Annotated in this window: 21 protein-coding genes; 8 read left to right on the top strand and 13 right to left on the bottom strand. The window is 52.3% G+C overall.

Going from position 1 to position 24593, the window contains the following annotated elements:
* Positions 1-111 precede the first annotated feature (111 nt).
* Entirely contained in the window at positions 112-858 is a 747-nt protein-coding gene (locus EHT87_RS10285; RefSeq protein ID WP_124906546.1) for a class I SAM-dependent methyltransferase, read from the bottom strand.
* Between the two features lie 81 nt (positions 859-939).
* On the opposite strand from EHT87_RS10285, the gene EHT87_RS10280 reads away from it, so the two are divergent.
* Entirely contained in the window at positions 940-1356 is a 417-nt protein-coding gene (locus EHT87_RS10280; RefSeq protein ID WP_124906545.1) for a phage holin family protein, read from the top strand.
* Positions 1357-1440: 84 nt separating this feature from the next.
* On the opposite strand, the gene EHT87_RS10275 is transcribed toward EHT87_RS10280, so the two are convergent.
* The 5 genes from EHT87_RS10275 to EHT87_RS10255 all read right to left on the bottom strand — a co-directional run bounded on the left by EHT87_RS10275 (position 1441) and on the right by EHT87_RS10255 (position 5532).
* A complete protein-coding gene (locus EHT87_RS10275) occupies positions 1441-1860 on the bottom strand; it encodes an organic hydroperoxide resistance protein (RefSeq protein ID WP_124906544.1) in 420 nt (139 codons plus the stop codon).
* 92 nt (positions 1861-1952) lie between these two features.
* On the bottom strand, positions 1953-2792 hold the full coding sequence (locus EHT87_RS10270; protein ID WP_124906543.1) for a DUF4097 family beta strand repeat-containing protein: 840 nt from the start codon (positions 2790-2792) through the stop codon (positions 1953-1955).
* Positions 2793-3160: 368 nt separating this feature from the next.
* Complete coding sequence (locus EHT87_RS10265; RefSeq protein WP_124906542.1) at positions 3161-4036, bottom strand: DUF4097 family beta strand repeat-containing protein; 876 nt, start codon at positions 4034-4036, stop codon at positions 3161-3163.
* 130 nt (positions 4037-4166) lie between these two features.
* Positions 4167-4982, bottom strand: a complete 816-nt coding sequence (locus EHT87_RS10260; protein ID WP_124906541.1) for a HEAT repeat domain-containing protein — start codon at positions 4980-4982, stop codon at positions 4167-4169.
* Positions 4983-5013: 31 nt separating this feature from the next.
* A complete protein-coding gene (locus EHT87_RS10255; protein WP_124907217.1) occupies positions 5014-5532 on the bottom strand; it encodes an RNA polymerase sigma factor in 519 nt (172 codons plus the stop codon).
* 138 nt (positions 5533-5670) lie between these two features.
* Here EHT87_RS10255 and moaA point away from each other — a divergent pair, with 138 nt between their 5' ends.
* Positions 5671-6651 carry a GTP 3',8-cyclase MoaA gene (gene moaA, locus EHT87_RS10250; RefSeq protein WP_124906540.1) on the top strand — a complete coding sequence of 327 codons (981 nt, stop codon included), beginning with the start codon at positions 5671-5673 and terminating at the stop codon, positions 6649-6651.
* 255 nt (positions 6652-6906) lie between these two features.
* Positions 6907-9327: an ABC transporter permease gene (locus EHT87_RS10245; protein WP_124906539.1), complete on the top strand. Its 2421-nt coding sequence runs from the start codon at positions 6907-6909 to the stop codon at positions 9325-9327.
* 198 nt (positions 9328-9525) lie between these two features.
* On the opposite strand, the gene EHT87_RS10240 is transcribed toward EHT87_RS10245, so the two are convergent.
* From EHT87_RS10240 to EHT87_RS10215, 6 genes are all read right to left on the bottom strand, one after another.
* Positions 9526-10332, bottom strand: a complete 807-nt coding sequence (locus EHT87_RS10240; RefSeq protein ID WP_124906538.1) for a hypothetical protein — start codon at positions 10330-10332, stop codon at positions 9526-9528.
* 231 nt (positions 10333-10563) lie between these two features.
* A complete protein-coding gene (locus EHT87_RS10235) occupies positions 10564-11394 on the bottom strand; it encodes an AraC family transcriptional regulator (protein ID WP_124906537.1) in 831 nt (276 codons plus the stop codon).
* Positions 11395-11478: 84 nt separating this feature from the next.
* Positions 11479-12048 (bottom strand): type 1 glutamine amidotransferase domain-containing protein, encoded by a 570-nt coding sequence (locus EHT87_RS10230; protein ID WP_124906536.1) that lies wholly within the window; start codon positions 12046-12048, stop codon positions 11479-11481.
* A 54-nt stretch (positions 12049-12102) separates the two neighbouring features.
* Positions 12103-13596: a serine hydrolase gene (locus EHT87_RS10225; protein ID WP_124906535.1), complete on the bottom strand. Its 1494-nt coding sequence runs from the start codon at positions 13594-13596 to the stop codon at positions 12103-12105.
* A 1-nt stretch (position 13597) separates the two neighbouring features.
* Complete coding sequence (gene bla, locus EHT87_RS10220) at positions 13598-14674, bottom strand: class A beta-lactamase (RefSeq protein WP_124906534.1); 1077 nt, start codon at positions 14672-14674, stop codon at positions 13598-13600.
* Positions 14675-14699: 25 nt separating this feature from the next.
* Positions 14700-15911, bottom strand: coding sequence for a cystathionine gamma-synthase family protein (locus EHT87_RS10215; protein ID WP_124906533.1), 1212 nt, complete (start codon positions 15909-15911; stop codon positions 14700-14702).
* 115 nt (positions 15912-16026) lie between these two features.
* Here EHT87_RS10215 and EHT87_RS10210 point away from each other — a divergent pair, with 115 nt between their 5' ends.
* The 5 genes from EHT87_RS10210 (at position 16027) to fabF (ending at position 23823) form a co-directional block, all read left to right on the top strand.
* The gene (locus tag EHT87_RS10210) at positions 16027-19149 is read left to right on the top strand and encodes a SusC/RagA family TonB-linked outer membrane protein (protein WP_124906532.1); all 3123 of its coding nucleotides are present in this window, start codon (positions 16027-16029) and stop codon (positions 19147-19149) included.
* A 26-nt stretch (positions 19150-19175) separates the two neighbouring features.
* Positions 19176-20591, top strand: a complete 1416-nt coding sequence (locus tag EHT87_RS10205; protein ID WP_124906531.1) for a SusD/RagB family nutrient-binding outer membrane lipoprotein — start codon at positions 19176-19178, stop codon at positions 20589-20591.
* 367 nt (positions 20592-20958) lie between these two features.
* Positions 20959-21294 carry a winged helix-turn-helix transcriptional regulator gene (locus EHT87_RS10200; RefSeq protein ID WP_124906530.1) on the top strand — a complete coding sequence of 112 codons (336 nt, stop codon included), beginning with the start codon at positions 20959-20961 and terminating at the stop codon, positions 21292-21294.
* A 3-nt stretch (positions 21295-21297) separates the two neighbouring features.
* Positions 21298-22419 (top strand): fatty acid desaturase family protein, encoded by a 1122-nt coding sequence (locus tag EHT87_RS10195; protein WP_124906529.1) that lies wholly within the window; start codon positions 21298-21300, stop codon positions 22417-22419.
* Between the two features lie 159 nt (positions 22420-22578).
* On the top strand, positions 22579-23823 hold the full coding sequence (fabF, locus tag EHT87_RS10190) for a beta-ketoacyl-ACP synthase II (RefSeq protein WP_124906528.1): 1245 nt from the start codon (positions 22579-22581) through the stop codon (positions 23821-23823).
* 24 nt (positions 23824-23847) lie between these two features.
* On the opposite strand, the gene EHT87_RS10185 is transcribed toward fabF, so the two are convergent.
* The gene (locus EHT87_RS10185) at positions 23848-24399 is read right to left on the bottom strand and encodes a cupin domain-containing protein (protein ID WP_124906527.1); all 552 of its coding nucleotides are present in this window, start codon (positions 24397-24399) and stop codon (positions 23848-23850) included.
* Between the last annotated feature and the right edge of the window lie 194 nt (positions 24400-24593).

The following is a 24593-nucleotide window of genomic DNA, read 5'->3' as shown; positions in this document are numbered from 1 at the left end:
GTAACGGGTTGAGTGGGCTGGTTGTTTAAATGAGAAATTGAAAAACCGGTCAACGCTGCGTTTGGGTAGAAGCGTTGAGCGGACAGATTTCAACCCGCTCGATCCGCGTTCTTATGGCATTTCCTTCTGAAAAATCATAACGTGTTGCTGCGGCAGTTTTTTATACACGCTTTTTAGCGTTAGTCCCACGGCTTTCATCTCTTTCGTGGCCTGGGCGATGCTCATTTTGTGGTGGGGTTTGATGGGGACACTCGGGTCTTCCGCCCGGTATTCGACCAGCACCACCCGCCCGCCGGGTTTGAGAGCCCGAACGATGTTGGTCATCATTTCACGGGGATGCGAAAACTCGTGATACGCATCAATCATCAGGGCCATATCGATGCCGTTGGCGGGAAGTTTCGGGTCGGTAATCGTTCCCAAAACCGGCTCGACATTAGTCGCGTTTTTCTTCTTTCTGGCCTGATTCAGGTCGTTAATCATCTCATTTTCAATGTCGACCGCCAGAACTTTGCCCCGGTGGACTTTCGGTGCCATCAGAAACGTGAAATACCCGGTTCCGGCTCCCACATCCGCCACCACATCCGTTGGTTTCAGGTTCAGGGCCTCCAGCAGCAGATCGGTGCGCTCTTCCTGTTCGCGTTCCGGTCGCTCGAGCCAGGCGGCTCCCAGATGCCCCATGACCTGCGAAATTTCCCGGCCCAGGTACGTTTTTCCAATGCCGTCGTATGCCGCTTTCCGGTATTGATACGCCCCTTTTTGTGCCTCGGTCGCCGGAGCGGGTTGCTGGCCGAAGGAGCGCGCAAAAGAGAAAATAACGAACAGGGTGGAGAGACCGATGGGCCGGAATAGCGGTTTCATAGCGGGTGGAAAATAGTCTATCGTTTGAACAAGCGGCAAATGAAAGAGTTTAGAGATTATTCTCACTATTTTCACATTCGTATGAACCTAATTTTGCACCTGTTACTCGATGCCGCCGTTATCTTCGGCTTGGCCTACATCATGCCCCAGGTAGACGTAAAAAGTTTTGGCACCGCCCTGCTGATTGCGGTTATTCTGGCTGTTCTTAACTTTCTGGTCGGCTGGATCATTCGTTTTCCGCTGAATCTGGTGACGCTCTTTTTCTTAACGGGTATTGTGCGGATCATCGTGACGGCCATTCTGCTCAAACTCATCGATAAAATGATGGGTAGTTTCACGATTGTCGGATTTTGGCCGGCGCTGGTGATTGCCGTCACCGTAGCCATTGTCGGTGCCATGGTCGATGGGGCTCTGGCTCCTTCCGAAGCGGTTGTGGAAGAGCGTCAGCGGGAAGCCGTGCTGCTCACGCCGGCTTCAGAACTGGTTTTTCGGGGTTAACAAAGCACTTATTTTATAGCTGAAAATACAACAAAAGCCGCCCAGGGTTGATTTGGGCGGCTTTTGTCGTAGAAACCGATTGAATTAATCCACGATTTTCAGATCAACCTGAATGTTTCCACGGGTGGCGTTGGAATATGGGCAAACCTGGTGGGCTTTCTCAACCAGTTCTTCCGCCTGCACGCGTTCGACCCCCGGAATCTGAACTTCCAGCACAACGGCTAATCCAAATCCACCGGCGTCGTTCTTGCCAATGCTGACCTGGGCCGTTACGCTGGTCTGACCGGCTTCTACCTTCTGGGTGCGGATAATCAGACTCAGCGCACTGTCGAAACAGGCCGCGTAACCGGCGGCAAACAGGGTTTCCGGGTTGAGGTAGGTGCCGCCGGGGCCGCCCATTTCTTTCGGTACGCGCACATCGACATCCAGTGCCCCATCGTGCGATTTTACGTGGCCGTTGCGGCCTCCGGTTGCGGTGGCTTTCGCCGTATACAGTTTGTCCATTCGGTGAAGTGCGCAACCGCCCAAGCTCGGGCGGTTGCCAAATTTGTTTCCTGAACAACGGCCACCGGGCCCAAATGGTTGCAGACGGTGCCTTACTTCGCTTTGCGGATATAAATATTGCCGTGCATGTTTTTCATCATCACCTCGCGGCCCCCGCCGTTGACTTTGCCCTGTACCCAGTCGTCGATGCTAACTTTATACATACCGGTCTGGCTGGAACGGGTGGCTTTGGGCTGGCTTTTATCCACGTCCACGTCGAAGTCGCTGAAGATTTCGCCCCGGTCGGATTTAAGTTTTACGTCAAATTTGGCGTTGGCCGGAAAGGTAACATCGACGTTTCCGTTCAGCGTCGAGAAGGCCATCGGCACGTCCGAATTGATCGTTCGAAACGTGGCTTTCAAATTCCCGTTGACGGTATTGGCTACTGCTGAACCGGCGACGTTGGTGAGCTGGATTTGCCCGTTCACATTGTTGACTTCCAGTTCGCCGTTCACGTTTTCGATCGAAATGTCGCCATTGTTGACCGTGCTGACTTTGAGCGAAAACTGCTGAGGCACTTTAATGGTCAGGTTAATGGGGCGTTTTATCGAACCCGCGCTGAGGTTTATCTTGTTATTTTGCTCTTCGGCACTCATGTCAAGACCGCCACGGGTCGAAAGCCGCTTCATGCCGTTGGCGAGTTCATCCGGTTTCTCCTCTTTTCGCTTGCCGGTATTGGGTTCGGCAACGGCATCGACCACCACTTCTTTTCCGGTGTAGCCAACGACGTGGATGGAGCCGTTGATGAGCCCGACCCGCAGGAATCCCGGTTTATTCGGGTCGCTCAACGGGATGGTTAATTGTTCTTTTGTTTCACTTTGGGCCATGATGGGCTGGATTTCGGCCAGCGAAATGAGCATTAAAAGGGCGGTGGTGATGCGATTTGGTTTCATAGTTTTCAGATTGTTATTGAAAATTTTTGTGATCAGCTCATTATTCTGCGACCTTCAAAACCGACCTGTCGGCGCGGTCTGGTAGCTTTTTGCAGTGTGATTTTGTTGGGGCAACTCCCACTTTCCCCGGAGGGGATGCCTGTTACTAGTTTAGTAAACCCGCTCATTCATTCCCAGCCCCGTACGGGGCGACCTGATCCCTGAATCATCCTTGAAAACGCCCCGGCCGGGGCTTAATCTGCCTGGGTCAGCTGATTTGTTCTAGTGACAGACCACCCCTCCGGGGTTACCACCAGAGCGTTCTTTTCGGAATAACTATCACCAGAACAGAATTTTAGGTTGGATCGGCTTTCGGGAAGGAGGGGCATTTACGTTTGTTTTTTAATGTACACATTGCCGTTGAACGTCTCGAAGCGGAGCGTTTTGCCGCCGTTTCCGATTCGGATGGCCGTGTCTTTATTGAGCTTGTAAACCGTGCCGTCGCTCCGCTTTTCCTGGGTTTTGGTAACTTTCGCCGGGAGTAGTTCGGCATTCGGAAAATCCGTGTAAAACTCTCCCTGAAAGCTTTTAAAACTCAGATCGGCGGATAAATTGGCGGGATAGCTGATCTTGATGTCGCCATTGAGCGTATAATATTTCGATTGCTCGGGCGGACTGGCCAGATAATTCGCTTCCACGTTTCCGTTGATCGTCCGGGCGTCGGTAGCGCCCTTGATGTTGGTCAGCGTTATCGCCCCGTTGACGTTGTGCGCAAACAGGGAACCGCTCACGTCTTTTACGGTTACATTCCCGTTGTTTACCGTCGAAACGTGCAGATTCATCGAATAGGGGACTTTTACCGTAAAATCCAGGTCGTATTTGTAATCGATCCGTCGGTGGTTGGTGCCGTTGCCGTTATTCCAGTTGTTGCGATTGGGGCGCGAATCGTAGGGCTGGGCGATGTAGGCAATGATGCTGTCGGCGTCCTGATCGAATTGCAGCAGAAATTCCTTCTTGCCCTGTTCCAGTAACTCCGTGGTTTTGGCCGAAATGCTGCGATCAATTTCCAGGACCACTTTGGTGCCCGCATACCCTTCGACTTTAATAAAACCGCTGATGTTGTAAATCGCCAGCGTGCTGCTGCCTGCGTCTTTCGACAAGGTAAATTCTTTGCTGATGTGGTCCTTAAATTCCTGGGTTTGGGCCGATGCAGAAGCACAGGAAAGCCCCAGCCCCACCAGAATGAGGGTGATAAACGGTTTCATACGGAGTTGATTTTTAGAGATTAAAGAGTGGCGACGTGAGAGTAAAGACGTGAGAGCAGAGACGTAGGAGGAAAGAAGTGGGAATGGCATGACAAGTCTATCCTCTCTTGTCTATCCTCTCTTCTCTCCCTCACGACAAATCCTTGATGGTCTGTTCGATTTTCACCTTGACGAAGTCATTGAGGTTTTCCTGCCGGAGCAGTTGCCGAAGCGGTTTGAGCGATCGTTTTTCCTGAAGTTTCACCATAATGTCGGCCAGGGCGGATTGGACCAGGGGCGAATCCTGCTTGACAATCGCATGAACCAGTCCTTCGCGGACTTTCGGATCAGCTGCGAGCTGGGCCAGGGCTTCGAGCGTTACCAGCCGGACGTTGACATTCGAATCGTTGTTGAGCGTACTCAGCAACGCTTCCACCACCTGTTCATCCGCATGCTCGATGTCTTTGGTGTATTCCACCGCCCGAAGCCGTTCGGTTGCCGAGGAGTTTTCGAGCAGGGACAGCAAAACCGTCTGGCGCATTTCCTTCACCTGCGCATCCAGTTCGCTGATTTGCTGTTCGTAAACCGGGGCCTTTTTCGCACTCAGCCAGTAGCCGCCCGCCAACCCGATCAGCACCAGCGACAGGCTGTAGGCCACCCGAATCGCGAGTTCCGGCGTCAGCAGCCGCCGAACCCGGCGCGCGATACTTTTCCACGAGCGCCGGCGTTTTTTTGCTTCTTCCATCTGGACGGTTTCCAGCATGGCGTAAAACCGGGAGCGTACTTTCTCGCCCGGTTCGGGCACCGGCACGCTGCCCATCGCCAGCCACAGTTGCCGGGTAGCGGCCAGCTCGGCCTGGCATTCCGGACACTCCGCCAGGTGCGCTTCGACGGCGGCCCGCTCGGCTTTCGGAACCTGATTGCTCAGTAAATCAATCAATTGCTCTTGTGCGCTTTCACAGTTCATGGTTGTATCGTTTTGGGCGTTGACTTTGGCATTATCCTCGGCCAAAAGCCCTTTTTAGTTCATTCATCGCCCGGTGAACACGGACCTTTACGGCTCCTTCGGTCGTGTCCAGAATCCGGGCAATTTCTTCGTATTTCAATTCCTGAAAACGGCTCAGAATCAATATCTCCCGGTTTTCGGGACTCAGTTTTCGCAGGGCATCGTGCAAGGATGCCAACTCCTGTTCTTTCTGCATCGACTCATCCGCCGAAACGCCACCGCCAATTTTCTCGACAAAATCAGCCACGTCGTAATGGTAGGCCGAATGCTTGTTTTTCCGAACGTGATCGGCCAGCACGTTGCGGGCCAGGTGATACATCCACGTCCGAAACTCGCCTTCGCCCGTAAACGTATGGCGGTATTTCAGCATCCGGTAAAACACATTCTGCACCAGATCCTCGCTCGCATCGGTTTGCCCCGTCATGTGGTACAGGAAACCAAACAGGGCGCGGTGATACCGCTCGAAGAGCAGGCCCATCTTTTCCAGATTGCCATCCTTCACCTGAAGCATGAGTGAGTTGTCTGTCAGCGATTTCAACCGTTTGTGTGTTGCGGGTTTGGCTTAGTTGGGTGTGGAAACTTGGCGACTTTGGGAAGGTTACACAAAGAGATGAAATTTTTTCGTCTTGTTTTTTGTAACTTGCTTGTAATGATTTTCGACAACCACAATCGCCCCATCACCTACCTCCGTCTGGCCGTCACTGACCGGTGCAATCTCCGGTGCTTTTACTGCATGCCGGAAGAAGGCATCAAGTACCTGCCGAAAAGCCAGTTGCTGACCTACGAGGAGATGGAACGGCTGGTGCGGGTGCTGGCCCGGCTGGGTGTTTCGAAAGTCCGGATTACGGGCGGAGAGCCCTTCGTGCGGAACGGTCTGATGGCGTTTCTCTGGCGACTGAAAGCCACCGAAGGCATTGAGGAACTGAACATTACGACCAACGGCGTGTTGACCGAACCGCTCGTGCCGGAACTGGTTCGGCTGGGCATCGGCTCGGTCAACCTCAGCATCGATACGCTCGACCGCGAACGGTTTCGGCAAATCACCCGGCGCGACGAACTCCCCGCCGTGCAGGGAACGCTCGATGCGTTGCTGAAAAACAACATCCCCGTGAAACTGAACGCGGTGGTGATGGAAGGAAAAAACATTGAAGACCTGCCGCTGCTGGCCGAACTCACCCGCGACCATCCCGTTGAGGTGCGGTTTATCGAAGAAATGCCGTTCAATGGCGAGGGGAGCCATTACCCGGTTTTGAACTGGACGCACCGGCGTATTCTTCAGGAATTGCAAACCCTTTATCCGGGCCTGACGCGGCAATCTGATTCGCCGTTTTCGACCGCTTCCACCTACCGGATTCCCGGTTATCAGGGCACCATCGGCATCATTGCCGCTTTCACCCGCACCTTCTGCGGAACCTGCAACCGCATCCGCCTGACCGCGCAGGGAACACTCAAAACCTGTCTGTATGACAACGGCGTGCTCGACGTCCGGGCGTTGTTGAGATCCGGTGCAACCGACGCCGAATTGACAGCCGCTTTCCTCAAAGCCTTTGCCCACCGCCCCAAAAACGGTTTTGAAGCCGAACGCGAACGCGGCCCGGTTACGGAATCCATGTCGACGATCGGCGGGTAAAATACTGAAATTATTCGGCCTGAATACGGATGCTGCTTAAAACCATCAGATTGGGCTTACTCAACGCTTGAAGGGTGTTGGTGTCCATTTGCGGACAAGCTTTGTCCGTTCAAGGACAGGAAAAGTAGAGCATCGTACCAGTGGGAACCGTTCATTGATCTATATTGCCTTTGATATACTGTGTAATGCATAGTACCTGTTATTGTCAATCAATTTGCTTAACTTCTTTTGATCTGAAATTTATTCCCATCTGATATGCTACGTAGCTACTTCAAAATTGCCTGGCGGAATCTGGTCCGCAACCGCGCCTTTTCCGCCATCAACATCATTGGGCTGGCCATCGGCTTAGCCACCTGCCTGCTGATCAGCCTGTTCGTACTCAATGAATTGAGCTATGACCGGTTTCACGCCAAAGCCAACCAGATTGTCCGCGTCGTGTTTCGGGGAACGGTCCAGGGCGGAAAAATGAACGAAGCGCACGTGATGCCGCCCGTTGCCCGCACGCTCCGGGCCGACTACCCGGAAGTCGAAGAAGCTACCCGGTTGCGCGTGGGCGGGATGCCCCGGTTTCTGATCGGCGACAAGCTGTTCAATGAAGAAAGAATGGCGTTTGTCGATTCGAATTTCTTCCGGGTGTTTAGTTTCCCATTGTTGCAGGGCAACCCGAAAACCGCCTTGACGCAGCCCAATACCGTGGTGCTGACCAAACCGACGGCGCTGAAACTGTTTGGTCGGGAAGATGTCGTGGGCCAGACGCTCCAGGTGAAAGACAGCCCTACGCTCCTGACCGTTACGGGTGTGATGGACGAAATTCCGACGAATTCCCACTTCCATTTCGATATTTTTACGTCAATGGCGAGTTTGCCGGACGGCCAGTCCACTTCCTGGATGACGTCGGAATTCTTTACGTATCTGGTGTTGACCAAAGGCTACGATTACAAACAACTGGAAGCCAAGCTGCCCCAGGTGGTCGAAAAATACATGGGACCGCAGATCGAAAAAGCATTCGGCATGAACTACGCGCTATTCCGGCAGAAGGGCAATGACCTCGGCCTGTTTCTGCAACCGTTGACGGACATTCACCTGTATTCGGATTCGGGGTACCAGTTGGAACCGGCCGGTAACATCCAGTATGTTTATCTGTTTGGCGCGGTGGCGGTTTTTGTGCTGTTGATCGCCAGCATCAATTTCATGAACCTGTCTACCGCCGGAGCTTCCAAACGGGCCAAGGAAGTGGGCATCCGGAAAGTAATGGGATCCATCCGGCTGGAACTGGCCGGCCAATTCCTGATCGAATCCATTCTGCTGACGGCAATCGCGATGGTGGTGGCGCTGGCGCTGGTTTACCTGACGTTACCGGTGTTCAATAGCTTGTCCGGTAAAGCGTTGAAATTCAACTTTGTCGATGCGCCCTGGCTGTTACCGGGCCTGTTGCTGTTTGGGTTATTCGTCGGTATTCTGGCGGGAAGTTATCCGGCGTTTTTCCTGGCTTCGTTCAAGCCGGTTGCGGTGTTGAAGGGACGATTCAGTGCCGGCAAAACCAGTATTGGTTTGCGCAGCGGTCTGGTGGTTTTCCAGTTTTTCATTGCGATTCTGCTCATGGTCGGCACTACCGTGGTGTATCAGCAACTCGATTTCATTCAGCACAAGAAACTGGGCTACGACAAAGATCAGGTGCTGGTGTTGTCGAATACCTGGGCGCTCGGACCGAAGGAAGAGGTGTTCCGCGACCTGCTGTTGCAGGACCCGCGTGTGGTGAACGTCAGTCATTCGGGCTACTTGCCGGCTGGCCCGAGCAATAACAACAACTTTATGGTCTACGGCGATAACAATTCGACGCAGTTGGTCAAGACGTTACGCTACGATATCGATTACAATTACATCGCGACTCTGGGCATGAAGATGGTCGCCGGTCGGAATTTTTCCAAAGCGTACGGGACCGATTCGACGGGAATCATTCTCAACGAAACGGCGGCAAAACTGTTCGGGTGGAACGAAAAAGCAACGGGCCATACGATTACGCACCTGGATCGGGAAGGGGTAAGCCCGACCTACCGCGTGGTTGGCGTGGTGAAGGATTTTCACTTCCGGTCGTTGCACGAAAAGATTACGCCCCTGGTTATGGTGCTGGCCAAAACAAACGGGACGATGATCGTGAAAGTGAAAACCCGCGAGTTGGGCGGTCTTCTGACCTCGATCAAAAAGCAGTGGGCCGCTTTCAAACCCGATCAGCCGTTCTCGTATTCGTTTCTGGATGAGCGGTTTATGCAGACGTACGAAGCCGAACAGAAGATCGGCAAGATTCTCGGCATCTTTTCGGGCCTGACCATTTTTGTCGCCTGTCTGGGTCTGCTGGGGCTGGCCATTTTCACCGCCGAACAACGAACCAAGGAGATTGGCGTTCGGAAAGTACTGGGCGCGTCGATCGGCAGCATCGTGGGGCTGCTCTCCCGCGAGTTCGTCAAACTGGTATTGATTGCCATCGTGCTGGCGTCGCCCATTGCCTGGTACGCCATGAACCAGTGGTTGCAAGCCTTCGAATACCGCATCGCCGTCGAGTGGTGGATGTTCGTGCTGGCTGGTTTCCTGGCAATTGCCGTGGCGCTGCTGACCATCAGCTTCCAGTCCATTAAAGCCGCGCTGATGAATCCGGTGAGCAGTTTGCGGGGGGAATAAACAGTAATGGAAAGAGCCAATAGAAGTATAAAAACAAAGCGACAAAACCAGTATTATTCAACGGTTTTGTCGCTTTGTTTTTATACTTCTATTGGCTCCGTTTTGGGGGAGTACTTATCAGGTGCTGATCTTCTTGAACCCTATTTTAAATCCAACAGAGTTTGAGAAGAGTCAACCCTATAAAGGGGCTTACTCTTTCTAGCGTGGTGAATAGGTGAAGGTTCGGCTGATTCCAAAGTTATCGGCTTCCGAAATGGGCAGACCATTGGCATACTGTATCGTACTTACCTGGTTCGTTTTAATAATTTGATTCAATGGAATAGTTAGATCTTTGGTTACACCAGCCTGTGTTCTGACAAGGTTATTGGGTGACCAAAACCGAAAAAAAGCCTGTTCGAAGAGGTCAAAGTCGTACAAAGGATTGGGTTTATCATCAAATTGGTTCAAACGCTGTCCTCGAAGAATTACCTGTTTGGTAACGGCATCGGTTGTAACAAGGTCTATAGTGATGATATTGTTGCGGGCATCAAACTGGAGAGTTTCCACTTCTGTAAAAAAAATAGTTGAGCCATATTGATTAGTGCGGTCTTGATCAAAATAATAATCGCGGATTATTTTATTGATGCGGTTCTGATTGTCATGCTCATATTTCTCAATCCAATAAGTCTTGGTTACACCAAAAATATCCCGGATAATTCGTGAACGAGAAGTGGTTCTGCCATTTGAATCATAGGTATAATTCATAAAAGAAACAGCACTACCCGGAAGTTCAGGATTACCTCCTCGCACTGTCTGGATTAATTTTCCATTCAAATTATAGATATACATCTCTTTTAAAGAGTTTGTAACTTGTCCTCCACTGGAATACGTTACGGTAGCAGAAGTAGGTTGAGCCGCAGCATTATAAGTAATACTATACTCTCGATTGGAGCCGATGACTTCCGAAATGTGAGTAAGCAAAAACTGGCGTCCTTGCGGGTCGACAGGCGATCTGTGATCAGTCATGCAGGATGCTACCAGAATTGAAATCAGAAGAAGAATAAGTGGGCGATAAAAGCAAATCATACTGCTAGGGATAAGTTTGATAAATGAAACATCAAACTTACAAAAATAGTATTATGTACAACTAAAAGACAACTTGTTTTAAACTTGCCAATCGTTCTGTTGCAGGGATTATAGTATTAAATGAACCCTCACATAATGCTATTGAAGACATTCATTCCTTCACCACTATCTTCAATAAAACCGCCCGGTTTTACTGATGCAGACATTTCCCTGCGCCAGTTGCTTCAGAAACCGGCGGGGTGTCAACCCCAGGTAATACTGAAAATCCTTGATCAGGTGGCTGTGATCGTGATAGCCGAAGCGTAGCACCAGATCGAGCCAGTCGGGAGTGGCCGGATTGGTTTGGGTTAGAAAACCGAGCACGTTCCGGAAGCGCAGAAACCGGGTCAGCTCCTTGGCCGAATACCCCAGGTGCGACTGAAACCGCATCTGAATGCTCCGGGGCGACACCTGCTGCGTTTCGGCCAGCGCCTTGATCGGATCGAGCGCAGCGGCCCGGAAATACGGAATGCTTTCCCGCAATGATTCAGATGCGGCATCGACCGGAGCAGCAAACTGCAACGCATACGCGTTGAGCACCCGGATTCGGTCGTTCAAATTGGCTATTCGGGCGGTTTTTTGCCAGAGTTCGGAAAAACAATCGTTATTCAGCAAAACATCCGGATCGTGCCAGTCACCGGCTTTGAGTTTCTGCATCGATACACCCAGCAACCGGTAAAAACCGTCGAGCGTAAAGTTGACCACGATCAAATCGGCACCCGCCGGAAGTTCATACGTCAGCATTTTTTGCAACGGACCCAGCACGGCGGTTTTCTGAATGCGGTAGTGACTATCGCCCAGCGAAATCGGGATTGGCGGACCAAAATTGAACGCCAGCAACATTTCATAATTGGGCATCAATCGCAGCGTGACCGGTTCGTCTTCCGGGGAAAGCTGAACACAATAATAGTGGCTGAATACCGTCGCCAGCCGTTCGTCGGCATCGATGAGCTGACTGTTCATACGCGAAGCAAACGAATTGGATTCATAAAAAATGCCCAGCCGATATGCATACCGGCTGGGCAAACGCTATTGAAAACCGACTTCTTACGCGTGTTGTCCCTGGTGGGCACCTTCGCGAATTTCTTCGATCATTTTGCGGTTGAACGCCGGAATATCGTCCGGTTTGCGGCTGGTGACCAGCCCCTGATCGGTTACGACTTCCTCATCGACCCAGTTGGCTCCGGCATTGATCAAATCCGTTTTGATGGACGGATACGACGTCAAGGTTCGACCTTCCACCACATCCGCTTCGATCAGCATAATGGGCGCGTGACAAATGGCGGCCACCGGTTTGTGTTCTTCAAAAAAGTGCCGGACAAATTCGACGGCTTTTTTCTCAAGCCGCAGATTATCCGGATTTAAGACGCCACCCGGCAACAGCAACGCATCGTAGCTGTAGGCATCGGCATCATCCAGAATAACATCGACGGAGAACGAATCACCCCAATCTTTCATATCCCAGGCGCGCACGACACCGCTTTTGGGCGCAATCAGATGCGTTTCGGCACCGGCTTCCTGCAAAGCCTTCCGTGGCTCCGTCATTTCGACCTGCTCAAATCCGTCAGTCAGCAGAATCGCCACTTTCTTTCCCTTCAATCTTTGCTGATTTTCCATGATTACATTAAGAATTGGTTATAAGTAGGTAACCACAGAAAAAACAGAAGGTTTTTATTCTTTCTTAAAATCCATCCCGCCAAAAACCAGTGAATCAATTTTTCCCGAAGTGTTGAGACTAAACCGCGCCAGCGCTTTTCCGTACCAGTTTTTTTTGTACGGACCATAAAACGTATCGAAGTGCCAGTGCGCCAGTGTGGCGTTCAGGGCGTTGTCGTTGATGTTGAAAACCAGTTTGTTATCCTCCAGCGTGACGACGGCTTTTCCGTACAAAAGGCTGGAATAAGTACCGGTATAGTCTTTTAGCGGCAACGATGGTGCGGTATTGGCAACGCGCTTTTCCAGAAAGGCTTTGGCGGCTTTTCCATCGTTCTGTTTCAAGGTCGCATACAGCGTTTTGAACTCCGCGTTCCAGTCGCGGTTACCACCCAACGCAAACCAGTCGAGGGTTTTGTAAAGCAGCACATGCCGCACCTCGGCGTGGTCATAGTTCCCGAAAACATAAACACCCAGTTTTTCGTCGGGCAACTGACCCGTAATGGCCGTTAATCCGGCCAGGCTGCCCGTATGAAAATTGACTTTATGGCCTTTATAATCGTGTTGATACCAGCCCAGACCGTACGTCATCCAGCTGGGTTTCAGGACTTGCATGGTCGGGTATTCGTCTTCCGGAAACATCGTCTGCGGCTTGAAAATCTCGGCCCAGGTTTCAGGCTTTACCAGACGCCCACCGCTGTATTTGCTGCTGTCGAGCATGCAGATGATCCACTTGCTCATGTCGTCGACCGACGACCAGACCGCCCCCGCCGAACCGATTTCGCTGTCCGCGCCGTAGTCGATCACCCGAATGGTATCGTTGACGTTGAAATGCGGTTTTGTCATGTTCGTGCTCTTGCTGAGGCCCCGTTTGGGAGCGGTTTGGGTCATGCCCAGCGGATCGAAAATCCGTTCCTGCATCACCTCCGACCAGCGTTTGCCGGTGAGCCGTTCGATGATTCGTCCGGCGGCTGAATACATGATGTTCTGGTAAACAAAGCCCGACCGGAGCGAATAACTGGGTTTGACATACACCATGCGCCGGAACATTTCGTTGGCCGGAATCGTCATCGCGCCCGTAAAAAAGTCGGTGCCGCCAATTCCTGTGTTGTGCGTCAGCAGGTCGCGTACGCGTACCTCGCGGGTCAGATACGGATCGGAAAATTGCAGTTCCGGCAGGTATTTATAAACCGGGTCGTTCCAGGCCACTTTGCCTTCATCCACCAGCATGCCCATCAGCGTCACCGTCATGGCTTTGGTCGTGGACGCGCAGGCGAATAACGTTTGCGTATCGACCGGGTCGGACTTGCCCAATTCCCGCACACCGTAGCCTTTTTTGAAAATCACCTGATTGTCTTTGACCACCGTAATGGCCAGACCGGGTACGTTCCACTCTTTGCGAACCGCTTCCACATACGCATCAAATTCCTGCAGGTGTTTGGCGGTCGGTTTTTTCTGGGCAAACGCAGTCACGACACCGAAGGTGAATAAAACGACAAGAATCGACTTCATATCAACGGGGCGTTGTGGCTAAAACCGGCGGCTGGAACAGGAAATAATCGTAAATCGTGCGGGTTACGTGAGCAATCGTTTGTTCGCGTTGCTCCAGCGGCTGGGGCGATTCGCCAACAAAAACTGCAATGGCAATGTGTCCGGCATCTCCAGGCAGTGTGATAATACCAACGTCATCCGTGGCACTGCCGTCCAGTGAACCGGTTTTGTGGGCCACAACGGTTGCGGGTGGCAAATACCCTTTCAGGCGGTTGAGGCCGCCCCGACACCGCTCCATCACCGCCAGCAACAAATCGCGGCTGGCGGGTTTGAGGGCTTTGCCGCGGTAAATTTGGGTCAGCAGGTTGACCATCGCTTCCGGCGTAGACGTATCGCGCGGGTCGGTTTCCAGCTTCAGCGCGGCTGCACGTCTCATTTCCGGAGTTACTGTGCTCGTCAGCCGGTCATAAAAACCGAGCGTCCACTGCTCCATCGGGGGCAGCGTAACGCCGTCCAGGTCAGCCAGTAACTGAATAATGGACCGGTCGATGGACATGCCCTGAATGCCCAGTATTTTCAACCGTTCCCGCACGGGTTCGACCCCGCCCACCAGCCGCAGCAGAATGTCGGTCGCCGAATTGTCGCTGATCACCATCATCAACTCCAGCAGATTCTGCACGGAAAGCTGAACACCGGGTTTGTTAAAAAGTACGTCCAGGGTACCGCTTCCGGGGTGTAAATCAGATGGTTGCAGATCAACTATCGTCATCAGCGACAGTTCGCCTTTTTCAATTTTGGTCAACAGTTCCACGGCAATCGCCACTTTAATCGTGCTGGCCATCGGAAACCGCTCCTTCAGATTGAGGCTGATCTGCTGGCCCGATTCGAGGTGAAGGGCACAGATGCCCACTTTCCCCTTGGCCAGTTTCACGATGCGTTCCAGTTCCTGATTGAGCCGTTGCTCCACCAGGTTCGGAGTTGCCGGAGCGGGCGCGGGTTCCGGTTTATTTTTTTTCGACTGGCTAAAACCGGATGGTGAGATAGCCAGGATCAGCCAGAAAAGGAAGATAGCGGTTTTGAAGTGTACGATTTTTTTCATGAATTGACAGTGGGTTATGAATAAATTACACGGTTTTCTCCGTTTCGAAAACCGCTTCCAGCGCGGCTAGCGCCTGGGTGAGATCACCGATCAAATCTTCCACATTTTCGATGCCGACCGAATACCGGATCAGGCTTTCGGGAATGCCGAGCTGGGCGCGCTGGGCTTCGGTCAGTTCAACGTGGCTGGTGGTGCGGGGTGGCCCGGCCAGGGTGCTGACCGATCCGAGACTGGCGGCCAAATGGACAAAGTTGAGTTTCGTTAAAAACGTTTTCACGTCGTCGTAGCTGCCTTTCAATGAAAAACTCAGGACGCCACCAAAACCGCTCATTTGCTCCTTCGCAATGCCGTGGCCGGGGTGGGTTTCGAGTCCGGGATAAAAAACATCATTGACTTTTGGGTGTGCTTTCAGAAACCGGGCAATTTTCAGGGCCGACGCGTTTTGCCGCTCGATCCGGAGTTCCAGCGTTTTCATACCGCGGGCAATCAGATACGCCGGATCGGCCTGCAGACTCGCGCCGTTGATTTCCCGAAACCGGAAAACCTTCTCGACCAGCTCCTTTTTTCCGCAGAGCAGTCCGCCCATCGCGTCGGAATGGCCGCCGAGGAACTTGGTTGCGCTGTGAATCACCAGATCCGCCCCCAGTTTCAGCGGATTCTGATTGATGGGCGTCGCAAAGGTATTATCGACCACCACGACCGCGCCAACTTGGTGAGCGGCTGCCGATAACCGCTTGATATCGACCACTTTCAGCGTCGGATTGGTGGGCGTTTCCAGATAAACCAGGTCGCAGCCTTTGGCAATTTCGGCCTCCATGGCTTCGTGGTTTCCGGTTTCGCAAAGGGTCACATTGATCTGATAGGTGGGGAGAAAATCCAGAAAGAGACGGCTGGTGCCGCCGTAGGTATCTTTGATGGAAACCACGCGTTTTCCCGGTGCCAGCAGGCCGAACAAGGTGTTGCTGATGGCACCCATGCCAGTGGCAAACGACGTGGCGGCTTCGGCTCCTTCCAGAATGCGGATTTTTTCTTCCAGTACGTGAACCGTCGGATTGGTGTTCCGGCTGTAAATATGACCTTCGGCTTTCCCGGTGGCCACATCGTGCCATTCGTCAAGGTCGTGATAGGCAAACGCCACACTGTTTACAATCGGACTGGTGGTAGCACCTTTATAGAAGGGATCGGTTTCGCCCGCCCAAACGGAGGCAGTTCCTTTGTTTTTTTTAGAAAAATCCATTGAGGTGGTTGTAAGTCGCAGAAGATTCTCTGTTAAATAGCAAAAATTGCAAAATTTTGGATAAATGTTCAACTTGCCATAAGATTTGTTTTTTTACCTTATGAGAAGTGAAATTATGAAAGAATTAGTACGAATTTATGTAGGAATGGCTTTGCTTTTCTGCTCGTCGCTGGTCATGGCGCAGCAGATTGAAGTCAGTGGCCGGGTAACGGGTGATGGCGAGGACACGGCCTTGCCGGGCGTCAACGTGTCGGTGAAAGGCACAACGAGCGGAACATTAACGGATGCGGATGGGCGGTATAGCCTCCGGGTCAATGCGGGGAACTCCATCCTGGTTTTCAGTTACATCGGATTTGAAACGCAGGAATTCAAGGTGGAAAACCGCCGAACTATCAACGTTTCGTTGAAACAGGATTCCAAAATGCTGAACGAAGTGGTGGTGACCGCCTTGGGTATCAACCGCGAAAAAAAGGCGCTGGGGTATGCTTCGCAAAGTGTCAATTCGGAAGAACTGGTGCAAAACCGCCAGCCGAATCTGGTCAATGCGTTGCAGGGAAAAGTGGCCGGAGTAACCATTTCCAGCACGGGCGGTGCGCCCGGTCAGGGAGCCCGCATTCTGATTCGCGGGATCAATTCCATCGATGCCACTCGCGACAATCAGCCGCTTTTTGTGGTCGATGGCGTTTTGTTTGACAACAGCACCTCCACCGGTACGACCAATTCCGGGGCCGAATTTCGGGGCATGTCAAACCGGGCGGCCGACATCAATCCCGACGACATTGAAACCATCAACATCCTGAAAGGCGGGGCGGCTACGGCTTTGTACGGTTTGCGGGGTGCCAACGGGGTGGTGGTCATCACGACCAAATCGGGGAAAACCGGGGCGCTGCGGGCCAACTTCAGCAGCACCTTCGGCGTCGAAAATGTGAATAAATTTCCGGAAGTTCAGGATAAATACACCATTGGCTATTCGGGCGTCTACAACCCGCAGGACTTTTTTCCTTCGTGGGGACCCACCGTGGCCGAAGCCATCAAGATCGATCCGACGCACCCGAAAAAATTGTACAATCACTTTAAGGACGCCTACAATACCGGCAAGCAATACCAGAACAACCTGTCTTTTTCGGGCGGCAATGACAAGATTACCTTTCTGTCATCCATCGGTCATTTGCGCCACGAAGGCGTCATTCCGTTTACGAATTTCAACAAACTGTCGGTGCGGTTAAATACCAATGTAAAGTTTAGTGAAAAGTTCAGTACGAATGCGAATCTGAACTTCATCAACTCGGGCGGAGACCGGTATAATGCCGATCGGTACAACGAAAGCCTGAGCTACTGGTCACCGCGCTACGACGTCCGGGATTACCTGAATCCGGATGGGTCTTACAAGACATACGGCAACGGAAACCCCATTTACGGGGCCATGACGAACAAATTGCGGGATAATGTCAACCGGCTGGTGGGTGGTCTGAACTTCGTTTATTCACCCCTGACCTGGCTGACCTTCAACTACCGCGTCGGTCTGGATACGTATTCGGAAGATCGGAAGCGGACGGCCCCCGGCCCAACCGGCACCGCGGGCGAATACCTGTATGAAGACAATGACCTGGGTTTCGTTTACCAATATCACACCAATTTCAGAGCCATTACGTCAACGTTTGCCGCCAGCGCCAACACCAAATTTGGCGAAGCTCTGAACGCAACGCTGCGGGTTGGTCATGACCTGTACGACCGCCGGATTCGGTCGTTCGGTGCGGAAGGCAATGAGCTAACGGTTTATAACTATTTTGATCTGCGCAACGCCAAAACCATCACACCCTCGCAGTCGGCGGAGGATTACCGCCTGATGGGTATTTTCGGGGAATTGACGCTGGATTACAAAGATTTTCTGTTTTTGACCCTGACCGGCCGGAACGACATCACGTCGTCGCTGCTGGCACCCAACAACTCGTTTTTTTATCCGTCGGCCAGTCTGGGGTACGTTTTTTCGCAGCAGTTCAAACTGCCTGCGTTTATCACAATGGGGAAGCTGCGGGCTTCGTACGCCAAAATCGGGAAGGATGCGGCTCCGTATTCGACCATTACAGGGTATTCGGCCTACACCAGTCTGCCATCCGGCTCGACCGGTTTTACCCGTGGCTCGCTGCTGGGTGACCCGAACCTGCGTCCGGAGTTTACGGACACCTACGAAGGCGGTTTGGAAATGAGCTTTCTGAACAACCGGCTCGGCCTGGATCTGACCTATTACCACTCGATCAGTAAAGACCAGATTATTCAGGTGGATGTAACCTCGTCGACGGGCTACGTGAAAGCCGCCATCAATTCCGGTTCGATGCGGAATAAAGGGATTGAGGTAATTCTGCGCGCAACGCCGATCCGGAAAGGCAAACTGAACTGGGACGTCAACCTGAATTTCTCGGCAAACCGCAACAAGATTCTGAGCCTGCGTAATGGGTTGACGGAAATCAACTACGCTTCGCAGTACGGCTACGCCAACGCAACGGTTTCGATGAAGCTGATTCCAGGGTATGCTTACGGCAATCTCTACGGCCGGACCTACAAGCGGTATTATGCCAATTCGTCGGAGGAAAATCCCACGATCCTGGACAAAGACCGGCCCATTGTGATTGGGGCCAACGGTTTTCCGGTGGTTAGCACGGCCCAGAAGCTGATTGGGAATTCGCAACCCGACTGGATCGGCGGGATCACCAACACGCTGCGGTACGGTAATTTTACGCTTTCTGCGCTGGTCGACGCGCGGGTTGGGCAGGATCGCTACAACCAGCTGGATAACTTTTTTGCGGCATTCGGTATTGCCAAATACACGGAAAACCGCAATGATACCAAAGTTTTTGAAGGTGTTCTGGCCGACGGAACGCCGAACACGAAAGCCGTGTGGCTGGGACAGGGCAAGGGGCCGGATGGCGTCGATTATACGAACGGTTTTTACCGGAATGTATACCGGGGCGTGTCTGAAAACTTCATCGAAGATGCTTCCTGGGTGCGGCTTCGCTCCGCGAGTCTGGCGTATACTTTACCGGTTTCGGTGCTGAAAAACTCATTCGTTAAAAGTGTGCGGTTGAGCGTTACCGGGAACAACCTGGCCTTGTGGACCCGGTATTCCGGCTACGATCCCGAAACCAGTTCCACCAGCAGCGGCAGCAACGTCGACGGGTTCACGGGCTTTACCTACCCGGCGGTCCGCAGCCTGCTGTTTACGCTCCAGGCTGGTTTTTAAGTATCACCTTTATCTTGCTGATTATCATGAAATTGAATCATAAATTACTACTTCCGCTGCTGACCTTGCTGCTAATCGGGCTGGGTGGCTGCAAGGATTATTTTAACCTGAAAGACAATCCGAACCTGATTGCCAATCCTCCGCTGGCTTCGCTGCTGTCGACCACGACGCAGAAAACCGCCCTGAATTCGCAGCGGGTTGCCAATACGACCTCTTATTTTGTGCAATACCTGGCCAGTCCGGGAACCGCCGGATCGACGGACACCTACCAGGTAACGGATTATACGGCGACCTGGGACGCGGTCTATTTCGGAATGGCCGATTTATATGATCTCAAAAACAAGGCGCAGGAGCAGGGTGCTTCCGAATACGTGGGTGTGGCCGATGTCATGCTGTCGTATCACCTGACCCTGATTGCGGATGTGTTTGGCGCGGCCCCTTTCTCCGATGCGTTTACCGGAACCACGCTGACGCCCAACTATGATACCGGAGAAACGCTGTATGCCACGGCTTTGACGCTGTTGAATGAAGGCATTGCCGAACTGGCCAAAACCGATTCCAAAGTTAAACTGTCCGGGGCTAATGATCTGATTCACAAAGGCAACACGGCAGCGTGGACCAAAACTGCTTACGCCCTGAAAGCCCGGATGCTCAACAAGGTGTCCAAGACCAGTACCTACAAACCGGCCGACGTGCTGGATGCGGTTTCGAAGTCGTATACGTCCAACGCCGATGATGCGCAGATGGCGTCTTTTCTGCTGCGGAATCCGTGGGCGCAGGTGGCCCGCGACAACGCGGCTCTGAACCTCGATGGCTGGCTTTCCGACCAGTTTGTCAATCACCTGAACGGGACAACCTACGGCGTTGTGGATCCGCGCATTGAAAAAATTACGGACAAAACCGTCAACAACGACTACAAGGGAACCCGCAACGGACAGGGCAATGTGGGCGGAAACAATACCGTGAAGGACGAAAATTACATTTCGCTCAATTCACCGCTGACCGGCGACGCGTCCCCGCTGTTGATTGTGACGTATGCCGAAATGAAGTTTGTTGAAGCCGAAGCGGCTTTCCGGGCGGGCGACAAAGCCCGGGCGTATGCGGCTTATCGGGCCGGTATTACGGCCAATATGGACAAATACGGGGTGACAGCAGCGGCCCGTGATGCGTATCTTGCCAATCCGGCGGTGGGTGTCGGCCCGGCAGCGCTGACGCTCGATCTGATTTTAAAGGAAAAATACGTAGCGACGTATCTGAATCCGGAAGCCTGGAACGACGCCCGGCGGTACGATTACAAATACAAAGGATTCCGGTTGCCGTTGAATGCGGCCCTGCCGACCTTCATTCGGAGAGCCGCTTACCCGAACGGTGAAACATCGAAAAACGGTGCCCATGTGCCAGCCGAAGTGCCGCTGTCGACGCCACTCTGGTGGGATAAGTGAGGTTGAAGCGAAGGCTTCTGACACCGAAAACCGGGGTCGTTTGTACTAAAAGCGACCCCGGTTTCGTTTTAAAGTCATCTGATGGAGCGGGATCGTATTCAGGTATGAATTAGCGTGTCGCCGTGTTGGAAATTTAAATCTTGTTAGTAAATTACAAAGTTGTTAGCCTAATTTACATTCTGTATCGGCTTTCTGTTCTTTTCGTATTCCAATCCTCTTTTTATAGTGATCAACCTGTGCCGTTTGGGACGGCTACCGGGAAGAGTACTGTTTCGCTCTTGCTGATACGAATTTTTTAACCTTTTAATGCCTATGTTCCGTGCGAGGTTTAATCCTTAACCGGTATTATTTCATCCCGCAAGGAACAATGACCAAAAACGACCAACATGACCTGCCTGTTAATCCGGATCTGGTGCTGATCGGTCAGGCACTGAAGATAATCTCCGGAAAATGGCGATTATACATCATTCTGTTGGTGGGCGACGAGACCCGACGCTACAGCGAACTGAATGAAAGTTTGCCGGCCATCAGCGAAAAAGTGCTGGCCGGAGAGCTGAAAGCCCTGGTCGCTTTGGGCGTGCTGGACCGCAAAGTATACGCCGAAATTCCACCGCGGGTAGAATATACGTTAACCAGTAAGGGCCGATTAACCTTACCAATCTTAAAACAAATTCTGGAAATCGGCCGGATTTTTAACTACTAATTTATGGTAACCCAGCTTAAATTCAATACCACCAACCGTTCACAGTTTTTCTCTACCGTCCGGCAACGCGTCAATGCGTATTTTAAAGACAATAACCTTTCGCCCAACGCCAACGGCGCCATGTGGACCAAAGCTATTTTCTTTGTAACCGGCTACTTTGTCATGTACGGTTTGATTCTGTCGAATCAGTTTGGAAGCTGGGCGATGCTGGGAATGGCCCTTGCCATGGGCATGTTTGCCGCTTTTATTGGCTTCAATGTCTCCCACGATGCCCTCCACGGTGCTTTTTCTTCCCGGAGCTGGGTGAACAAGTGGATTGGATACAGCTTTTATTTTATTGGTGCCAGTCCCTATGTCTGGAAAATTACCCACAATGTGGTTCACCACACCTACACCAACATTCCCGGTCACGATGATGACATTGAAATCGCGCCGGGGTTGATCCGCGTCGATACCGATGAGCCGGTTCGCCCGTGGCAGCGGTACCAGCAGTGGTACGCGTTTCCGCTCTATTCGCTGGCGTCTATCTCGTGGGTATTTCGCAAAGACTACATGAAGTTTTTCAAGAAAACCATCGGCAGTTACGACAACTCCGGGCATCCCCGTCGTGAATACATCAAGCTGTTTGTTACCAAAGCGGCCTATTATATCTTCTTTATCATTATTCCCTTTCTGGTCCTGGATCTGACGTGGTGGCAGTTTGCCCTCGGGTTTGTGTTGATGCACATCGTCGAAGGCCTGGTGTTGGGACTCGTCTTCCAGTTGGCGCACGTGGTTGAAGGCACTTCGTTTCCGGTACCGCTTGAGGGTATCGGTATCGACGAGGCCTGGGCAGTCCATCAGATGCGGACTACGGCCAATTTTGCACCCGACTCTGACCTGGCTGCGTTTCTTTGCGGGGGGTTAAACCGCCAGATCGAACACCATTTGTTTCCCAAAGTTTGCCACATTCACTATCCGGTCATTGCCAACATCGTTCGGGATACCGCCCACGAATTTGGACTGCCCTATATTGAAAACCCGACTTTTTCCGCAGCTCTGGTTTCGCATTACCGGCTTTTGAAGGAACTGGGTAAGGAAGCGGTTCCATCGCCCGTCCCCGAATCGGTGGAGGTGACGGTTTAATCTTCTGGCTTTCAGAATAATACACCTTATTGAACCGGCTGACAGCTCACGGACTAAAGTCCGTGGGTACGGCCCTAAATGAAGTCCGGCATTTTTTCGCAACCAGGAAGTCGCTTTCTTTGCGGACAAATTTTTCGGAACATTCCCTTTAGGTCCCTTATGTTAAACCGGGTTGTTGTTACAGGAATCGGCGCATTCACGCCCATTGGTCATGATATTTCAACATTCTGGCGGCAGGTTGTCAATGGCCAGTCGGCCGTCGACCGAATCACCCGCTTCGATGCTTCTCTATTTCGTACCCAGTTTGCTTCTGAAATTACATATTTCGACCCGGCAACGTATCTAACCCGCAATGACATCAAGCGAACGGACCGGTTTACCCAGTTTGCTCTGATCGCTGCCGACCAGGCCATTCAAGATTCCGGTTTCGATCTGGACAAGATGGACCCGTTCGATGTGGGCGTCATCTGGGGTTCGGGGCAGGGTGGAACGGAAACCCTGGAAGAGCAGACAAAAGAGTACGTGTTGGGCGACGGTCATCCCCGATTCAGCCCTTTTCTGGTTCCAAAAGTTCTGGTTAACCTGGCATCCGGCCTGATTTCGATTCGGCACGGTTTGATGGGAATCAACTACACGGCGGTTTCGGCCTGCGCCAGTTCCAATTCGGCCCTCATGGATGCCTTTACTTACATCCGGCTGGGGAAAGCCAAAATCATCGTCAGCGGAGGTTCGGATGCGCCCATAACGCCGTCATCGTTTGGCGGTTATTGCGCTATGAAAGCCATGTCGACCCGGAATGCCGATCCGGGAACGGCAGCGCGGCCATTCGATGTCGATCGCGACGGGTTTGTCATGGGCGAAGGGGCGGGGGCACTCGTTCTGGAAGAGTACGAACACGCGGTTCGGCGGGGCGCAACGATTTATGGCGAACTGACCGGCGCTGCCATGACGGCGGATGCGTATCACATCACGGCCACGCACCCGGACGGAATTGGCGCAACCAGGGCCATGCAACTCGCCCTGAACGAAGCCCGAATCAACATCGAAGACCTGGATTACCTGAACGCCCACGCAACCTCGACACCGGTGGGAGATCTGTCGGAAATGCATGCCGTTGCCAAACTGACCGGTTCTAAAAAGACCAGTCTACACATTAGCGCCACCAAATCGATAACCGGCCATTTGATGGGCGCTGCCGGCGCTATCGAAGCCCTCATTTGTTTGCTGGCGATGCGCGACAATGTCATTCCCCCCACGATCAATACCGAGGTCCGGGACCCGGCAATTCCGGAGACTTTGACTATCGTCTTGAAAGAAGCCCGGACGGCAACCGTACAGTCCGCTATGAGCAATACCTTCGGTTTCGGGGGCCACAATGGGATTGTGGTTTTTCAGAAAGTGTAAAACCGGGTTGTGGCATCCGGAATCTTAGTCGAGGTATTTCCGATACGTCGGACGGCAACCGAACAGATAAGCCACGGGAGTCAGTAGGGTAAATACAATTTTCTGGACGGCGGGTTCGGGCTTTGTCAGCCGGAACACCTTTGAAAACCGGTTGACCAGCAGGGCAATCTGCAACACGGAGGGCATTCCGAGGGCGTTGGTTTTGCCATCGTTCGCCAGTCCGGTTGTGGTTTCCAGAAAATATTCGGTATCCATCGCCGGCCTGACCTGCCAGTTGACAACCGTTGGCTGGTTCGACGGATTCCACATGGTATGAACCCTGTTTTTCGAGATGTGCAAGCGGTCACCTTTTCGAAAGGTTCGCTGCGTACCATCCAGACGAACCGTCAGCTCGCCGGACACAATCAGAAAATCTTCAACCTGATGCGGGTGAAAATGGGGCGCAGGTTCGGTGGAGTGCGCCCTGAAAGTCGCTTCCATTTCGAGCAGCTTGCCATCTGTGTCTTTGGCCGTCTGGACAAACCGGATGGACTGTCCGGTAATGGCATTGGAAATCGTCTTGTTTGCGTAAGCCATAAGGTCAACTTGGTTTTAAATGGAAGCAAACCTACATGAACGGGCTGCGGATGGAAATGCCAATTATGCGAAGCGTTACCTGCGGTGTTTAAATAGCCCGGTCGGCAGTTCGAAAAATCAAGCGGCAAAACCCACTTTCTGATTTTAAACCGGCTTTAACGGGGTTGACATACTGATTAAGTGGGTTTGCATAA

Origin of the sequence: Larkinella knui, assembly GCF_003858645.1 — a bacterium.
In the GTDB taxonomy this organism is placed as follows: domain Bacteria; phylum Bacteroidota; class Bacteroidia; order Cytophagales; family Spirosomataceae; genus Larkinella; species Larkinella knui.
This window is presented reverse-complemented; position numbering and strand designations above follow the sequence as displayed.

Coding starts and splice junctions, on each gene's coding strand:
- EHT87_RS10230 (WP_124906536.1), bottom strand. CDS start 12,048: ATGGAAAATCAGCAAAGATTGAAGGGAAAGAAAGTGGCGATTCTGCTG.
- EHT87_RS10195 (WP_124906529.1), top strand. CDS start 21,298: ATGGTAACCCAGCTTAAATTCAATACCACCAACCGTTCACAGTTTTTC.
- EHT87_RS10280 (WP_124906545.1), top strand. CDS start 940: ATGAACCTAATTTTGCACCTGTTACTCGATGCCGCCGTTATCTTCGGC.
- EHT87_RS10185 (WP_124906527.1), bottom strand. CDS start 24,399: ATGGCTTACGCAAACAAGACGATTTCCAATGCCATTACCGGACAGTCC.
- EHT87_RS10210 (WP_124906532.1), top strand. CDS start 16,027: ATGAAAGAATTAGTACGAATTTATGTAGGAATGGCTTTGCTTTTCTGC.
- EHT87_RS10215 (WP_124906533.1), bottom strand. CDS start 15,911: ATGGATTTTTCTAAAAAAAACAAAGGAACTGCCTCCGTTTGGGCGGGC.
- fabF (WP_124906528.1), top strand. CDS start 22,579: ATGTTAAACCGGGTTGTTGTTACAGGAATCGGCGCATTCACGCCCATT.
- EHT87_RS10245 (WP_124906539.1), top strand. CDS start 6,907: ATGCTACGTAGCTACTTCAAAATTGCCTGGCGGAATCTGGTCCGCAAC.
- EHT87_RS10235 (WP_124906537.1), bottom strand. CDS start 11,394: ATGAACAGTCAGCTCATCGATGCCGACGAACGGCTGGCGACGGTATTC.
- bla (WP_124906534.1), bottom strand. CDS start 14,674: ATGAAAAAAATCGTACACTTCAAAACCGCTATCTTCCTTTTCTGGCTG.
- EHT87_RS10255 (WP_124907217.1), bottom strand. CDS start 5,532: ATGCTTCAGGTGAAGGATGGCAATCTGGAAAAGATGGGCCTGCTCTTC.
- EHT87_RS10200 (WP_124906530.1), top strand. CDS start 20,959: ATGACCAAAAACGACCAACATGACCTGCCTGTTAATCCGGATCTGGTG.
- EHT87_RS10260 (WP_124906541.1), bottom strand. CDS start 4,982: ATGAACTGTGAAAGCGCACAAGAGCAATTGATTGATTTACTGAGCAAT.
- EHT87_RS10225 (WP_124906535.1), bottom strand. CDS start 13,596: ATGAAGTCGATTCTTGTCGTTTTATTCACCTTCGGTGTCGTGACTGCG.
- moaA (WP_124906540.1), top strand. CDS start 5,671: ATGATTTTCGACAACCACAATCGCCCCATCACCTACCTCCGTCTGGCC.
- EHT87_RS10240 (WP_124906538.1), bottom strand. CDS start 10,332: ATGACTGATCACAGATCGCCTGTCGACCCGCAAGGACGCCAGTTTTTG.
- EHT87_RS10205 (WP_124906531.1), top strand. CDS start 19,176: ATGAAATTGAATCATAAATTACTACTTCCGCTGCTGACCTTGCTGCTA.
- EHT87_RS10265 (WP_124906542.1), bottom strand. CDS start 4,036: ATGAAACCGTTTATCACCCTCATTCTGGTGGGGCTGGGGCTTTCCTGT.
- EHT87_RS10285 (WP_124906546.1), bottom strand. CDS start 858: ATGAAACCGCTATTCCGGCCCATCGGTCTCTCCACCCTGTTCGTTATT.
- EHT87_RS10270 (WP_124906543.1), bottom strand. CDS start 2,792: ATGAAACCAAATCGCATCACCACCGCCCTTTTAATGCTCATTTCGCTG.
- EHT87_RS10275 (WP_124906544.1), bottom strand. CDS start 1,860: ATGGACAAACTGTATACGGCGAAAGCCACCGCAACCGGAGGCCGCAAC.